Raw genomic sequence first — 15,281 nt, forward strand, 5'->3', positions numbered from 1 at the left:
CTCACGGCGACTCGATTCTGTCGAGGAGTGCGGACAGGTACTGCGCGTCGGCCAGCCGAAGGTCCGGTGGACGCGTCACGAGGTCGGCGAGGTCGGACGGCAGGGCCTCGTAGGCGAGGTCGGGGTGGGCGACGATGTCCCACCCTCGCTCGCGACGGACCCGGTCCGCCAGGACGACCTTCAGCTGGCGCTGGAGGTCACTCGCGAGGTTGCGGCGCTGGCTGGGCTCGTTGACCCGGGCCTCGAGGCGTCGCGCCAGCGCGGCGGTGCGGTGGTCGGAGCCGCGTCCGAGCCCGGCCGTCGACGGCGGGTTGACGATCCAGGGCTCGCTGTGGCTGCTGGTGAACCGCTCGCTGAAGACCGCGAAAACCGTTGCGGCAGCGAGGAAGAACGCCGCGACGAGCACCGGCGACGGCGAGGCCTGGAGCAGGACGAGGAAGAGCATCGTCACCGCATACAGGATCACGACCCGGACCACGAGTCGCCGGCCGCTGGGGAGCCCTCGCCCGGGCGTCATGTGTCGCTCGCCTGCCTCGCTGCGACCTCGGCCTCGGCGAACGCGGCCCGAGCAGCGGCCTCGTCGGCGACGCGCTGCAGGTCCTCGTGGACCGTGGTGAGCCGGGCGATCGCCTGCGCGCGGTGTTCCTCGGTCATCGGGTGTCGCGAGTAGCGCGCCTCACGGTAGAGCTCGGCGAGACCGCCCAGCGCCACGGGCGCGATGTCCCAGGTGTGGAGCACGCGGATGGTGTACTCGGCGGCGGTCTCGGCGGGATGCCGGGGGAGGCCCGCGGCCGAGGCGGAGTCCTCCAGGTCGACCCAGCAGGCGACGATCGCGTTGCGTGGCTCGCCGGACGCCAGCAGCGCCAGGCGCGCGTCGGCCGTCTCGACCAGCTCGTCGGGCAGGGCGGGCAGCGGCCGAAGCGGCCGCCGGGGGACGGTGCGGCTGCGCATCCGGGGGGCGTTGCGCCAGGCGTAGCGGAGGATCAGGTAGAGCACCCAGAGGCAGAGACCGAACACCACGAGCTGGATCAGCGCCACCACCACCGGTGGGAGGCTGGGGAGCGTGGACAGGTCGCCGAACGGACCGGTGGTCGCCGTCGTCGCGGTGGGCGAGCTCGGGGGGACGCTGGGCGGCCGCGAGGGGCTGGCGGTGCCGGTCGCGGACCCCGTCGAGCTGAGGACATCGACCGGACCGGACGCGGTGACCACGGTGAGCAGGGCGAGCCCGGCCAGCCCCGCTCCCACCAGCCACGGAGCCGGGCCGCCAGGAGGTCGGGGCAGGCGGACCTCCCGCGTCCCACCGCCACCCATGCCCGGCACGCTACCCCGGGGTGGTGACGGCGGGGCGCTCCGTCAGCCGCGCTGACGGGGCTCCGGCGGGACGATCTCCGCGTCCCGTACGGCGAGCGCCGCCGACGGTTCCTCGACCACGTAGGTGAGGTCGCGGACGCGACCGGCCGACCGCAGGTCGCCCTCGGCGGTGCGCACCCGGTCGAGCTGGGCCGACGCCCCGGCGAGGGTCATCGCGGTGATCTCTGCGCGCATACCGACCTTGGCGTCCGACTTGGCCTTGCGGATTCCCGTGAGGGCTTCTCCGACGGCCGCGAGGACCGCTGGGTCGGCCCCGCGGGCGTCGCCGAGCTCGGCCGTCGTCGGCCACTGCGCCTGGTGCACGGAACCTGCCGACGTGTCGTGGAACCACGACCACACCTCCTCGGTCGCGAACACGAGAACCGGTGCCAGCAGCCGCAGCTGGAGGTCCAGCGCGAGGCGCAAGGCGGCCCGCGCCGACACAGCGCCGGGGTCCGCGCCGGAGTCCGCGCCGCAGTCCGCGCCGTCTCCCTCGTCGGTGTCCGAGCCGTAGGCGCGGTCCTTCACCAGCTCGAGGTAGTCGTCGCAGAACGCCCAGAAGAACGACTCCGTCACCTCGAGGGCCCTGGTGTAGTCGAGCGCCTCGTTGGCCGCGGTCGCGATGTCGACCACCTCGCCCAGGCTGGCCAGCATGGCTCGGTCGAGGGGTTCGGTGACGAGCGCGGACAGGCTCTTGGTGTCGAGCGCCTCGCCGACGTCGCCGAACGAGAGGGCGAACCGGCTGGCGTTGAGCACCTTGATGGCCAGCCGGCGGCCGACCTTCATCTGCGCGGTGTCGAGTGCCGCGTCGATGCCGAGACGGGCGGACGCCGCCCAGTAGCGCACACCGTCGCTGCCGTGCTCCTGGAGCATGTCGAGGGGCGTGGTCGCGTTGCCCTTGGACTTGCTCATCTTCTTGCGGTCGGGGTCGAGGATCCAGCCGTTCAGCGTCGCGTGGCGCCACGGCAGCGAGCCGAACTCGTAGTGCGCGCGCACCACCGTGGAGAACAGCCAGGTCCGGATGATGTCGTGACCCTGGGGGCGCTGGTCCATGGGGAAGACGGCGGCGAACAGCTCCGGGTCGGTCTGCCAGCCCCCGGCGATGTAGGGCGTCAGCGACGACGTAGCCCACGTGTCCATGACGTCGGGGTCCCCGTGGAACCCGCCCGGCTGGTCGCGCTGGTCCTCGTCGTAGCCGGCCGGCGCCTCGGCGGCCGGGTCGACCGGAAGGGCGTCCTCGGCCGGGACGATCGGGTGGTCGTAGTCGACCTCGCCCGCATCGTCGACGGGGTACCAGACGGGGATCGGCACGCCCATGAACCGCTGCCGGCTGATCAACCAGTCGCCGTTGAGGCCGCCGACCCAGTTCTCGTAGCGGGACCGCATGAAGCCGGGGTGGAAGTCGAGCTCGCGGCCGCGCTCGAGGAACTGCTCGCGGATCGCCTCGTCCCGGCCGCCGTTGCGGATGTACCACTGCCGCGACGTGACGATCTCGAGCGGGCGGTCGCCCTTCTCGTAGAAGTTCGCCTTGCGCTGGGTGGGGACGGGGTCGCCGGACAGGTCGCCGGACGCCTTGAGCGCCTCGACCACCGCGGTCCGGGCGGAGAAGATGGTCTTGGTCGCCATCTGGCCGAACGTCTCTTGTCCGGTCTCGCTGGTGATCCAGGCGGGAGTGTCGGCCTGGATCCGACCGTCGCGGGTCACCACCGAGCGGGTCGGCAACCGCAGCTCGCGCCACCACTGCACGTCGGTGAGGTCGCCGAACGTGCAGCACATCGCGATGCCGGCGCCCTTGTCCATCTCGGCCAGCGGGTGGGCCACCACCGGCACCTCGACCCCGAACACCGGTGAGGTGACCGTGGTTCCGAAGAGCGACGCATACCGCTCGTCGTCGGGGTGGGCGATGAGCGCGACGCACGCGGGGAGCAGCTCAGGCCGGGTCGTCTCGATGTAGACCGCCTGGTCCGGGTCGGCCGTGGGGTGGAAGGCGATGCGGTGGTAGGCGCCGGGGTAGTCGCGCGCCTCGAGCTCGGCCTGCGCGACGGCGGTCTGGAACGTCACGTCCCAGAGACCGGGAGCCTCAGCCTGGTAGGCCTCGCCGCGCGCGAGGTTCCGCAGGAAGAACGTCTGGCTCACCGCACGGGAGCGGTCGTCGATGGTGCGGTAGCTGATGTTCCAGTCGTAGGCCAGACCGAGCAGGCGGAACGTGTCCTCGAAGAGCACCTCGTCCTTGACCGTGAGGGTCTCGCACAGCTCGTTGAAGTTGCGCCGGCTGATGAGCACCTGGTCGGCGGCCTTGTCGGACGCACTTCCCTCGTGCGGGGGCACGAAGTCGGGGTCGTAGTGCAGGGTCGCGTCGCCGCGGACGCCGTAGTAGTTCTGCACCCGGCGCTCGGTGGGCAGCCCGTTGTCGTCCCAGCCGATCGGGTAGAACACCTCGAGGCCGGCCATCCGCTTGTAGCGGGCGATGCAGTCGGCCTCGGTGTAGCCGAAGACGTGCCCGATGTGGAGGGACCCGCTGGCGGTGGGCGGCGGCGTGTCGATGGCCCAGATCTGGTCCCGGCGGCCGGCCAGCGCCCGCTCGCGGTCGAACGTGTAGGTCCCCTGCTCCTTCCATACCTGCGCCCACTTCTCCTCCAGGCCGTCCACGGACGGCCTCTCGGGGATCTGGGGTGCCGTCGTGGCACGGGCGGGTGTGGAGGTGGTCATGGTCGGGGATTCTCCCAGACCGGGACGGGCGTGCTCCAACGCGTTACGGCGGTCACGTCGCGGGTCATGTCGCGATCGGTGTGGTCCTGACCCCACCAGCCGTGACATGACCTGCGACCTGACGGCGACATGACCGGTTGAGCGCTGGACGGGCGCCGACGCGTGCCCGCGCGAAGTTCTCCGCACGTGATGGCCTATTCCGGGTCGATGTCCGGAATGTCGGTAAAAACGTCATCACGTGCGGCGTTGTCGGCGCCGTGCCGGCGGCGCGGGGGAGCCGAGTGGGTCAGGCGCCGACCACGGCCAACGACGGGGTATGCGTCGCCTCGCCGGCCAGCCGGGCGTATCGGCCGCCGTCGGCGAGGAGCGACTCGTGCGTCCCGCGCTCGACCACCCGGCCGTGCGACAGGACGGCGATCTGGTCGGCCTGCTCGATCGTCGACAGCCGGTGGGCGATGGTGATCGTGGTGCGGCCACGGGACACCTCGTCGAGGGCCGCCTGAAGCTCACGCTCGGTCTCGTTGTCGAGGGCACTGGTGGCCTCGTCGAGGACGAGTACCCGAGGGTCGCGCAACAGTGTCCGCGCAATGGCGAACCGCTGCTTCTCGCCGCCGGAGAACCGCAGCCCGCGCGCCCCGACGACGGTGTCGAGCCCGTCCGGAAGCGTGGCGACGAGATCGGCGATCTGGGCCGCCTCGAGGGCCTGCCACAGGTCGGCGTCCGTCGCGTCCGGCCTCGCGTAGAGGAGGTTCTCCCGGATCGACGCGTGCAGCAGGTAGGTCTCCTGGGAGACCACGCCGATGATCCGGGACAGGTCCTCGAGGGACAGGTCGCGCAGGTCGATGCCGTCGACCAGCACGCGCCCCACGGACGGGTCGCGCAGCCGCGGAACCAGGCTGGCCAGCGTGGTCTTGCCCGAACCGGTCTCGCCCACCAGCGCGAGCGACGAGCCGGCGGGCACCACGAGGTCGACCTCGGCGAGGGCGTCGCGGTCCGCGTCGGGGTACCGGTAGGACACGCTCTCGATCCGAACCTCACCACGCACCGCGGCGGGCTCGACGGCGACGGGGTGTGCTGGTGCCTTCACCTCGACCTCGAGGTCGAGGTAGCCGAAGATCCGGCTGAACAGAGCCATCGAGCTGACGATCGAGACGCCCACGTCGAGCAGGCCCATGAGCGGGCGGAAGATGCCGGACTGCAGCGCGGTGAACGCGACCAGGGTCCCGATGGTCATCCCACCGGACGTCGCGGGGAAACCCGCGGCAAGGTAGATCAGCGCGGGGATCGCGGCGAAGACGACGCTCATCGTCGCCATCCGCCAGCGGCCGGCCAGCTGGGACTGGACCTCGAGGTCGACCAGCTCGCGCGACGTCGCGGCGAACCGGGCCGAGGTCGTCTCGGTCGCGCCCAGCGTCTTGGTCAGCTGGATGCCGCTGACCGAGAGTCCCTCGTCGACCTGGGTGAGCATGTCGGCCATCCGGCGCTGCTGCTTGGCGGTGACGTCACGCCGCAGGAGCGCGACCCGGCGGGTCAGCCAGATGGCTGGGGGGATGACCAGCAGGGACAGCAGGCTGAGCCGCCAGCTCAGCGCGACCATGGCGACCGCGGTCCCGACCGCGGTCGTGACGTTGGACGCGATCGATGTCGCGGTCGAGGTGACGACGGACTGCATGCCGGCGACGTCGTTGGTCAGCCGGGACTGGACCTCGCCGCCGCGGGTCCGGGTGAAGAAGGAGAGCGACTGGCGCTGGAGGTGGCTGAAGACATCGGTCCGCAGGCCGTGCATGACCTCCTGGCCCACGCGGGTGGAGATGAAGGTCTGCCCGAGGCCGAGCACGGCGGTCGCCACGGTGATGGCGAGCATCCCACCGACGGCGAGGAGGAGCAGCCGGACGTCCTGCTGGGGGAGGGCGTCGTCGATGACCAGCTTGAGGAGGAACGGGGAGGCGAGGGAGACGACGGACGAGGCCACGATGAGGGCGACCACGAGGACGACCCGGGCACGGAAGGGCGCGAAGAGGGAGCCGACGCGACGCCAGCTCACGGGAGACTCGGCGAGCTGGGCGCGGTCGGCGGGGTCGACCCGGCGCGGACCGCGGCCGCCGCCGCCGGGACCGCCGCCGAGGCCGTCGGGCATACCGGGGTGGGTGCGGCGAGTGGGTGAGGACTCTGGAAGGCGAGCCATGCGCACCACTCCTTTCAGTGAGGTAGCAAGATAATGAGGCTACCTCATAATGAGGCATCCCTCTCAACGCTAGACTTCGGCGGTGAATTCCCCGACCCCCGCGGAGCCGACACTGGCCGAGCTCGTGACCGCCGTCGCGGGCCGCCTCCGGTCCGCCTGGCGTGACGGGCTGGCCCCCTGGGGGCTCTCGCCCCATCAAGGCCGCGCGCTACTCGTCGTCGCCCTCACCCCGGGCCTGCGGCCCACCGACCTCGCCTCCCGGCTCCGCATCTCGCCCCGCTCGGTGACCGAGGTGGTCGACGGGCTGGTGGAGGCGGGGCTGCTGGAGCGCACTCCCGACCCCCGTGACCGCCGCGCGGTCTCGCTCGACCTCACCGCCGAGGGGCAGGCGCAGGTGCGGGCGATCCGGCAGTCCCGCGAGCAGGTCGCCGGCACCCTCTTCGACACGCTCTCGGCCCACGACCGCGAGCAGCTGCAGCGGATCCTCGGCTCGCTGGTCGCGGATGGCGAGGACCCCCGCTCGCGCGGTCACCGCAGCTGACCGACCCAGAGCGTGGCCCCGGAGGCTACGGTCCCGTAGGTTGTCGTCATGGAGCCGGTCTACTCGAGCGTCATCACGGTCGCGCGGGGCGTCTTCGCAGCGCAGGGGATCCGCTTCACCGTCACCGGAGCCGAGCACGTGCCGCGGCGCGGCGGGGCGGTGATGGTCATCAACCACACCGGTTACATGGACTTCACCTACGCCGGGTATGCGGCGCGACCGGCTCGCCGCTTCGTCCGGTTCATGGCCAAGGACAGCGTCTTCACGCACAAGGTCAGCGGGCCGCTGATGCGGGCCATGAAGCACATCCCCGTCGACCGGTCCGCCGGCGCCGCGTCCTACGGGCTCGCGGTCCGCTTCCTGCGCGAGGGGGAGATCGTCGGGGTCTTCCCCGAGGCGACCATCTCCCGCTCCTTCGAGCTCAAGGCGTTCAAGAACGGCGCCGCCCGGATGGCGCAGGAGGCCGGCGTCCCGATGCTGCCGGTCGTCATGTGGGGGTCGCAGCGGGTCTGGACCAAGGGTCACCCCAAGCGCCTCGGTCGCACCAACGTCCCGATCGTCATCGCCATCGGCGAGCCGGTGCCCGTGGCGCCGGGCGACAGCGTCGACGAGGCCACGACCAAGGTGCACGCGGTGATGGAGGACATGCTGCACGCGCTGCAGGACTCCTACGAGCCGATGACCGGCGACGACCTGGTCTTCCTCCCGGCCCGGCTCGGGGGCACGGCGCCCACGCTGGAGGAGGCCAACCAGCTGGACGACGACGAGCGGCGCGACGCGATCCGCAAGGCGAGCGCCGCCCGCAAGGCGGAGCGGGCCGCCGCGGCGCCGAAGGCCGGTCCGCAGGCCTGACCCGCCTCGGCGCGCCCTCGCATACCCCGTCAGGCGGTGACCACCGCCGGGTCCTAGAGTCGCGAGCGTGGCCGGTTCACTGATGGGCAACGCAGTCCCGCGCGTCGAGGACCCCGATCTCGTGCAGGGCAAGGGCGACTACGTCGACGACCTGGTGGTCGACGGCACCCTCCACCTCGCGTTCGTACGAAGTCCCTTCGCCCACGCGCGGATCCGTGTCGCCGACGTCGAGGCCGCTCGCGCGGCGCCGGGTGTCGTCGGCGTCTTCACGGCCGCCGACCTGGACCTGCCCGCCGGGTACCTGTTCTTCGAGGTCAACCCGGACTGCGCCCGGCCGCCGCTCGCGACCGACCGGGTCCGGTTCGTCGGCGAGCCGGTCGCCGTGGTCGTCGCCGAGACCCGCTCCCAGGCCGTCGACGCGGTCGAGCTGGTCGACGTGGACTACGACCCGCTTCCGGCGGTCGTCGACATGGAGGAGGCGCTGGCCCCCGGAGCACCCCTGCAGTTCGACGGGGTCCCGGGCAACGTCGTCGGCGGCGAACGGGATCCCGACGACGTGGAGGACGCGCTCGCCGGCGCGGACCGGGTCGTGCGGGTGCGGATCGAGAACCCGCGGCTGGCCGTCGCGCCCATGGAGGGCAACGCCGTCCTCGTCATCCCCGGCGAGGACGCCGACGACGTCGAGGTGACCGCCTACGTCTCGACCCAGATGCCGCACGGGGCGCGGGCCGCCATCGCCCGCACCTTCCAGCTCGACAAGAAGCGGGTACGCGTCATCGCCCCGTTCGTCGGCGGCGCGTTCGGCGGCAAGGCCGGGCTCCCCGTCGAGCACACCGTGGCGGTCGCCGTCGCCCGTCGGCTGGGCCGCCCGGTGAAGGCCACCGAGACCCGGTCGGAGGCGATGCTCTCGATGCAGGGCCGCGGCCAGGTCGAGTACGTCGAGCTCGGACTGACGGACGACGGCCGGTTCACCGGGCTGCGCTGTCGGATCGTCGGCGACTGCGGCGCGTATGCGGGTTTCGGCGGCACCTTCGCCTACTCGACGACCTACATCATGGCCACCGGCGTCTACGACATCCCCAAGCTCAGCTACGCGGGCATCGCCGCCCTGACCAACACGGCGCCGATCGGGGCCTTCCGAGGGGCCGGGCGGCCCGAGGCCGCCGCGATGCTCGAGCGTCTCGTCGACGTCGCGGCCGACGAGCTCGGTATCGACCCGGTCGAGATCCGGCGCCGGAACTTCATCTCGGCCGACGCCTTCCCGTTCCACACGTTGACCGGCCTCACCTACGACTCCGGTGACTACGACCTCCCGCTACGGGAGGCGCTGAAGATCGCCGAGTACGACCGGTTGCGGGCGGAGCAGGCCGAGCGTCTCGCGCGCGGCGACACGCGGCTGCTCGGCATCGGGATCGCCGTCTACGCCGAGATCACCGGCGGCGGGTCGGGGGAGTACGGGTTCGTCGGGGTGGCCGACGACGGCATGGTGACCGTCCGGGCCGGGACGTCGTCCCACGGCCAGGGTCACGCGACGGCGTTCTCGATGCTCGTCGCCGACCGGTTCGGGATCCCGTTGGAGCGGATCCGGTTCGAGCAGTCCGACACCGCGACCGTGCCGCGCGGGGCGGGCACCGGCGGCTCGCGCTCGCTGCAGGTGGGCGGCAGTGCGGTCTCCGGCGCCGCCGACATCGTGGTCGAGCAGGCCAGGCGAGTAGCGGGCACGCTGCTGGAGGCCTCGGTGGCCGACATCGAGCTCACCGAGGGGTCGTTCTCCGTGGCCGGCGTCCCCGGACAGTCGGTGTCGTGGGCCGAGGTGGCGAGCCGCGCGACCGAGGACGACGAGCCGCTGCAGGCGGAGCACGACTTCAAGCCGGCCGACGCGACGTTCCCCTTCGGAGCGCACGTCTCGGTCGTCGAGGTGGATACCGAGACCGGCCTGGTCACGCCGCTGAAGCACATCGCCGTCGACGACTGTGGCCGGGTCCTGAACCCCCTGCTCGTCGGTGGCCAGCAGCACGGTGGCGTCGCTCAGGGCATGTCACAGGCCCTCTGGGAGCACTTCGAGTACGACGCCGACGGCAACCCCGTCACGGCGACGTTCGCGGACTACAACATGCCCGCGGCGACGGAGGTCCCGAGCGTGACGGTGTCCAACACCGAGACCCCCACTCCGATGAACCCGTTGGGCGCCAAGGGAATCGGCGAGTCAGCCACCGTGGGTTCGACGCCGGCGGTCCAGAACGCGGTGGTCGACGCGGTGAGCCACCTGGGCATCCGTCACCTCGACATGCCACTGACGCCGGACCGGGTGCTGCGCGCGATCCAGCAGGCGCACGACGGTTCGTTGCCGGACATCTGGCGGGAGCCCCCCGACGTGTTCGACGGGCTCGCGGTGCGGTCCGGCGACGACGAGTCGGACGAGTCCGCCGCGATCTGAGCTCGGCGCATCACGGCGGTGTGGAGGTTCAGGCCGTCGGGGGACCGACCCACGCTGCCGTGGCCTCCTCGGAGCCGGTCTCCTGGAGCACCGTGAGTGCGGGGATGCCGGGCCCGGCGACGACCGGGCTGACCGCCGACCGGGACCCGGCCAGGAGGTGTTCAGGGATGGTCCCGGGCGGCAGCATCAGGGCCTCGGCGAACGCGGCGGCGTCGGCCGGCCGGTCCTCGGGTCGCTTGGCGAGCCCGGCCATGACGGTGGTCCGCAGTGGCTCGGGGACGACGTCCGGCAGGTCGGGGGCGGGGTGGACGACGTGGGCGAGAGCGGTCGCCACCACCGACTCGCCCTGGAACGGACGCGTTCCCGTCAACAGCTCGTACCCCACGACCGCTAGCGAGTAGATGTCGCTGGACGGGCCGGCGGGCTGTCCCTGGAGCTGCTCCGGCGAGAGGTAGTGAGCGGTACCGAGCACCTCGCCGATCTGCGTGAGGTCGGATCCCGCGGCGGCCTTGGAGATCCCGAAGTCGGTGAGCCGGGCGTACCCGCTCGCGTCGACGACGATGTTCGCGGGTTTGACGTCGCGGTGGACCACCCCGGCTTCATGAGCTGCGCCGAGCGCCAGCGCGGCCTGATACAGGATGTCGCGAGCCTCCGAGGGCGGCAACGGTCCGCGCCGTTCGAGGATGGCGGAGAGCGGTTCACCGTCGATCAGCTCCATGACGAGGTAGGCCGACTCCTCGCCCTCGCCGAAGTCGTGCACCGTGACGATGTTCGGGTGTTGGAGCGCCGCGCTGTTGCGCGCCTCCGCTCGGAACCGCTCCATGAACGTCTCCCGGTTCGTCGCACCGGGCCGCACCACCTTGACGGCCACCGGTCGCTGCAGCGTCTCGTCGAGGGCCCTCCACACCTGTCCCATGCCGCCGACGGCGATGACGTCCTCCAGGCGATAACGCCCCGCCAGCAGGAGGCCCGCTTCGTAGTTCACGGGACCACTCTTCCGAGCAGGTGGATCGCGGGAGATGCGGGGGTATGGCGACTCGTCACACTCGTCCTTCGGCGCTGGGCCAGCTTCCGTACCCCCGGGCCTGGCCTCCGTGGCGATGCTTCCGTCCGGTAGGAGGCCTGTCAAACCGAACGAGATCGCCGTCGGTCCCGATCCGGCCTACCGCTGGAGGGCCTCGGGGTCATGGGTACGAGGCGGTCCTCGGCCGGTCGCGTACCCTGCCGCGCATGCCCGGACGCCGCGTACCCGAGGGTCCGCCGCCGGCGCCGGTCGTGCAGCGGTTGCGGCTGCGCTACGCCAAGCGGGGACGGCTGCGGTTCTCGTCGACACGCGACTTCCAGCGCGCCCTGGAGCGTGCGCTGCGCCGCGCCGACGTCCCCATGGCGTTCAGCGCGGGGTTCCACCCGCACCCTCGGATCTCGTATGCGAACGCGGCACCGACGGGGACCGCCAGCGAGGCCGAGTACGTCGAGCTGGGGGTCAGCGAACGGGTCGACCCGGAGGCGGTCCGGGTCGCGCTCGACGACGCGCTGCCGGCGGGACTCGACATCCTCGAGGTGGTCGAGGCGGGCCCGGGTTCGCTCGCCGACCGGCTGGAGGCCAGCGACTGGGTCATCGCTGTACCCCGGGTGGACCCCGAGACCCTCCAGGCGGCGGTCGATGCTTTCCTCGCCGTGGACCGGGCCGAGGTGACCCGAACGTTCAAGACCGGACCCCGGACCTTCGACACCCGGGAGGCCGTTCTGGACATGCGCGTGGTCGAGCCGGCGAGCGTGACGCGGGCCGTGCCGGACGCGGTGCCGGCTGGAGAGGCGGGGTGTGCGACAATGCGGATGGTCGTACGGCACACCACACCGGCTGTACGCCCCGACGACATTCTGTCCGCGCTGCGTGCGGTCGCGGATCTCGTGCCGCCGGCGCCACCTCTGGTGACGCGGCTGGCGCAGGGTCCGCTGGTACACGGAGTCGCGGCGGTGGCTGATCCACTGGCCACCGACGGGAAGGTCGGCGGCAGCTGAGACGGTGCCGCGCCAGTCGCGCGAGCCGACCCCGCTGTAGGACGACGACTTCCGTCGCACCAGAACCCTGGTGACGACGACACCGACACCGCACACGAGAGATCTGGGCCCGAGAGGGCCGGTGTGGCACCTCCCGTGGAGACGGAGAGGACGCCGACATGGCATCCGAGTACGACCAGACCGACCAGCAGGACTCCACCGACACCGGCAGCCTCGACGCCGGCGCGCCCGACCACTCCGAGCGGGTGGACCCGGGCCCCGAGCAGCCGGCCGAGAGCGTCGACCCCGCGGCTGAGCCGGAGACCGCACCGGCGCCCCGGACCCGCACCCGCAAGACGGCGGCCAAGACGACCAAGGCCGCCACCAGCAAGGCGACGACGCCGAGGGCATCGAGGGCGGCCAAGGTCGCCGCCGGCGCTCCCGACGCCGAGCCCGCCACCGGCAGCACCAGCAGCACCGCCACGACCGAGCCGACCGAGACGACCGAGACGACCGAGACGACCGAGACAGGCAAGCCGGCCAAGGCCACGAAGGCGGGCAAGGCCACGCGGACCACCAAGAAGGCGGCCGCGAAGAAGACTGCGGCACCGGTCCGCGAGTCGGCCGAGGGTTCGACCTCCGTGACCGACCCCGCCGGCCCCTCCGACGCCTTAGAGGCCTTCCAGGCCCCCGACGTCTCCCAGGTCCCCGAGGGCGCCGACGCCCCCGAGGCCGCAGCCGCGTCGGAGCCGGTCACCGAGACGGCCGGGCCCGCCAAGCGGGCCCGTCGTCGGTCGGCCCGCCCGGCCGAGGAGCCGACGACCGACGCCCGCAGCCTCATCGACGAGGAGGCGCTGCGGTTCGACCGGCTCGAGCCTGCGACCGTCGTCCCGCCCGGCGAGGACGACGAGGACGATGAGACCGACGAGACCGATGAGACCGACGGCCGGCAGGTGGTGACGGCTGACGCCGGAGTTGCCGGAGTTACCGACGAGTCGACGGACACGAAGGTGGCCGCGGCCGGCGACGAGGCCGCCGCCGGCGCATACGGACCGCTGTTCCAGGCTCCGTCGACACCCAGCCGGCGCCGCCGCCGGGCGTCCGCCCCCTCGGCCGCCCCCGACGTCAGCGCGCAGGGTCTCGCCGACCAGGGCCGCGGCGCCCAGCCGGAGGCCGGCTCGGACCCGCAGGCCGAGCCCGACGACACCTCGAGCGAGACCGGCGAGGACGGTGAGTCCACCGAGGTTCCGCGGCGCCGCCGTCGCCGTGGTGGCAAGGGCCGCCGCGGACGCTCTTCCGGGGGCGGGGCAACCGCCGAGTCCTCGGAGTCCGCCGAGTCCACGGGCGACGCGGACGCCTCCGAGGGGGCGGCCGCGGACGAGGGCCGCGACAGTGAGACCGGCGGCCGAGGCACGCCGGCCGCCGACAGCGCCGAGGACGAGGGCGGCAGCTCGTCGTCCCGTCGCCGGACCCGTCGCCGCCGGCGCAGTGGTGGCTCGGACGGCGAGGAGGACCAGCCGGGCGTGACGACCAAGGTCCGTGAGTCGCGTCGCGACGAGGTGACCGCGCTCAAGGGTTCGACCCGCCTCGAAGCCAAGAAGCAGCGCCGTCGGGAGGGCCGCGAGGCCGGACGGCGCCGGACAATCATCACCGAGGCCGAGTTCCTGGCCCGGCGCGAGAGCGTCGACCGGGTCATGGTCGTGCGCCACGTTGGCGACCGCACCCAGATCGGAGTTCTCGAGGACGGCGTCCTCGTCGAGCACTACATCTCCAAGGAGACCAGCGTCTCCATGGCCGGCAACATCTACCTCGGCCGGGTCCAGAACGTGCTGCCCTCGATGGAGGCGGCGTTCGTCGACATCGGCAAGGGCCGCAACGCGGTTCTCTACGCCGGCGAGGTCAACTGGGACGCCGCGGGCCTGGAGGCGAACCAGCCCAAGCGCATCGAGAACGCGCTGACCTCGGGCGAGAGCGTGCTGGTCCAGGTGACCAAGGACCCGATCGGCCACAAGGGCGCACGGCTCACGTCGCAGATCTCGCTGCCCGGGCGGTACCTCGTCTACGTGCCCAACAGCTCGATGACCGGCATCTCCCGCAAGCTGCCCGAGACCGAACGCGCACGGCTGAAGAAGATCCTCAAGGAGGTCGTCCCCGACACCGCCGGCGTCATCGTCCGCACCGCGGCCGAGGGAGCCTCCGAGGAGGAGCTGCGCGCCGATGTCGAGCGCCTGACCGCGACCTGGGCCGACATCACGGCCAAGGCCGAGGCGGCGACCGGCGGTGGCGGCAAGAGGAAGAACAAGGGCGGTGGGGCACCGCTGCTGTTGCACGGCGAGCCGGACCTCACCGTCCGCGTCATCCGCGACATCTTCAACGAGGACTTCGCGAAGCTCGTCGTCGCCGGTGACCAGGCCTGGCAGGAGGTCTCGGAGTACGTCACCAGCGTGGCCCCGGACCTCGCCGACCGGATCACCAAGTGGACGAGCGAGGACGACCTGTTCACCCAGTACCGGGTCGACGAGCAGATCGCCAAGGCGATGGACCGCAAGGTGTGGCTGCCGTCCGGCGGCTCGCTGGTCATCGACCGCACCGAGGCGATGACCGTCGTCGACGTCAACACCGGCAAGTTCGTCGGCTCCGGCGGCAACCTCGAGGAGACGGTCACCAAGAACAACATCGAGGCGGCCGAGGAGGTCGTCCGCCAGCTGCGGCTGCGCGACATCGGCGGCATCATCGTCATCGACTTCATCGACATGGTGCTCGAGAGCAACCGCGACCTCGTGCTGCGGCGTCTCGTCGAGTGCCTCAGCCGCGACCGCACCAAGCACCAGGTCGCCGAGGTCACCTCGCTCGGCCTGGTGCAGATGACCCGCAAGCGGGTGGGTCAGGGCCTGCTCGAGGTCTTCTCCGAGCCGTGCGACCACTGCCGTGGCCGTGGCGTGGTCGTGCACCTCGACCCGGTGGACGAGAAGCGCCGCAGCGGCGCCTCCGGCGGCGGGAACAGCTCCGGCAGCGGGAACGGCTCGGGCGGCGGGCACACCGGCGGTCCGGGCAGCTCCGGCGGTGGACGCCGGGACCGCTCCGGCACCCCGGCCAAGGACGAGCACGAGCCGAGCGCCGGGCCGGCCACGGTCGCCGAGGGCGACGGTCCGGACGACGAGTCGGCCGAGCAGCCGCGCACAGGTGGGCGCCGCAACCGGGGACGC

10 protein-coding genes are annotated in these 15,281 nt (G+C 72.1%); 5 read left to right on the forward strand and 5 right to left on the reverse strand.

The window, feature by feature from the left end:
* Position 1 precedes the first annotated feature (1 nt).
* The 4 genes from VIG79_RS10450 to VIG79_RS10465 all read right to left on the reverse strand — a co-directional run bounded on the left by VIG79_RS10450 (position 2) and on the right by VIG79_RS10465 (position 6,244).
* Entirely contained in the window at positions 2-517 is a 516-nt protein-coding gene (locus tag VIG79_RS10450; protein ID WP_331885289.1) for a hypothetical protein, read from the reverse strand.
* On the reverse strand, positions 514-1,311 hold the full coding sequence (locus VIG79_RS10455) for a DUF4129 domain-containing protein (protein ID WP_331885291.1): 798 nt from the start codon (positions 1,309-1,311) through the stop codon (positions 514-516). The genes VIG79_RS10450 and VIG79_RS10455 overlap by 4 nt, the downstream gene beginning before the upstream one ends.
* Before the next feature lie 42 nt (positions 1,312-1,353).
* The gene (gene valS / locus VIG79_RS10460) at positions 1,354-4,059 is read right to left on the reverse strand and encodes a valine--tRNA ligase (protein WP_331885293.1); all 2,706 of its coding nucleotides are present in this window, start codon (positions 4,057-4,059) and stop codon (positions 1,354-1,356) included.
* Between the two features lie 286 nt (positions 4,060-4,345).
* Entirely contained in the window at positions 4,346-6,244 is a 1,899-nt protein-coding gene (locus VIG79_RS10465; protein ID WP_414672615.1) for an ABC transporter ATP-binding protein, read from the reverse strand.
* Between the two features lie 82 nt (positions 6,245-6,326).
* Here VIG79_RS10465 and VIG79_RS10470 point away from each other — a divergent pair, with 82 nt between their 5' ends.
* From VIG79_RS10470 to VIG79_RS10480, 3 genes are all read left to right on the forward strand, one after another.
* Positions 6,327-6,785: a MarR family transcriptional regulator gene (locus VIG79_RS10470; RefSeq protein ID WP_331885295.1), complete on the forward strand. Its 459-nt coding sequence runs from the start codon at positions 6,327-6,329 to the stop codon at positions 6,783-6,785.
* A 48-nt stretch (positions 6,786-6,833) separates the two neighbouring features.
* Positions 6,834-7,637: a lysophospholipid acyltransferase family protein gene (locus VIG79_RS10475; RefSeq protein ID WP_331885297.1), complete on the forward strand. Its 804-nt coding sequence runs from the start codon at positions 6,834-6,836 to the stop codon at positions 7,635-7,637.
* A 67-nt stretch (positions 7,638-7,704) separates the two neighbouring features.
* Entirely contained in the window at positions 7,705-10,074 is a 2,370-nt protein-coding gene (locus VIG79_RS10480; protein WP_331885299.1) for a xanthine dehydrogenase family protein molybdopterin-binding subunit, read from the forward strand.
* Between the two features lie 28 nt (positions 10,075-10,102).
* On the opposite strand, the gene VIG79_RS10485 is transcribed toward VIG79_RS10480, so the two are convergent.
* A complete protein-coding gene (locus VIG79_RS10485; protein WP_331885301.1) occupies positions 10,103-11,059 on the reverse strand; it encodes a serine/threonine-protein kinase in 957 nt (318 codons plus the stop codon).
* Positions 11,060-11,304: 245 nt separating this feature from the next.
* Between VIG79_RS10485 and VIG79_RS10490 the strand changes: the two genes are divergently transcribed.
* Complete coding sequence (locus VIG79_RS10490; RefSeq protein WP_331885303.1) at positions 11,305-12,096, forward strand: TIGR03936 family radical SAM-associated protein; 792 nt, start codon at positions 11,305-11,307, stop codon at positions 12,094-12,096.
* 158 nt (positions 12,097-12,254) lie between these two features.
* Positions 12,255-15,281: Rne/Rng family ribonuclease (locus tag VIG79_RS10495; protein ID WP_331885305.1), on the forward strand; the 3,027-nt coding region annotated here is incomplete at its 3' end.

It is taken from the genome of Lapillicoccus sp. (assembly GCF_036559105.1).
Lineage (GTDB): Bacteria > Actinomycetota > Actinomycetes > Actinomycetales > Dermatophilaceae > Lapillicoccus.